This is a genomic window from Arthrobacter sp. E70 (assembly GCF_058266945.1).
The window spans coordinates 1-734 of sequence record NZ_JBYQFR010000035.1 but is presented as its reverse complement, the minus strand read 5'-3'; the positions used below and the strand labels follow the sequence as shown (position 1 = coordinate 734).

At 64.3% G+C, this 734-nt stretch carries 1 protein-coding gene; it reads right to left on the bottom strand.

All coding sequences use genetic code 11. The features are described from left to right. On the bottom strand, positions 1–734 hold a 734-nt coding region (locus AC3IMC_RS20405), incomplete at both ends, for a thiamine pyrophosphate-binding protein (RefSeq protein WP_490920720.1).

Sequence of the window (734 nt, the reverse complement as noted above, 5' to 3'; positions counted from 1 at the left end):
TCGAAGTGCGGGCCCAGGCCGTAGCCTTTGACGGTTTTGGCGAGGATGACGGTGGGCTTGCCCTTGAATTCGGTGGCTGCCTTGTACGCGGCGTAGACCTTGCGGTAGTCGTGGCCGCCGCGCTTGAGGTTCCAGATCTGGTCATCGGTCAGGTCCGCGACGAGGTCCTTGGTCTGCGGGGTTTTGCCGAAGAAGTGTTCGCGGACGAACCCGCCGGATTCGGCCTTGTAGGTCTGGTAGTCCCCGTCGGGGGTTTCGTTCATGATCTTCACGAGCGAGCCGTCGGTGTCGCGGGTGAGCAGGTCATCCCATTCCCGGCCCCAGACGACCTTGATCACGTTCCAGCCCGCGCCGCGGAAGAACGCTTCGAGTTCCTGCATGATCTTGCCGTTGCCGCGCACCGGCCCGTCCAGGCGCTGGAGGTTGCAGTTGATCACGAAGTTCAGGTTGTCCAGGTTCTCGTTCGCGGCCAGCTGGAGCAGGCCGCGGGACTCGGGCTCGTCCATTTCCCCGTCGCCCAGGAACGCCCAGACCTGCTGGTCGGAGGTGTCCTTCAGGCCGCGGTTGTGCAGGTACCGGTTGGACTGGGCCTGGTAGATCGCGTTCATGGGCCCGATGCCCATCGAGACGGTGGGGAATTCCCAGAACGTGGGCATCAGGCGCGGGTGCGGGTAGGAGGAGAGGGCGTGGCCTTCCTTGGACTTTTCCTGCCGGAACCCGTCCAGGTCCTCCTC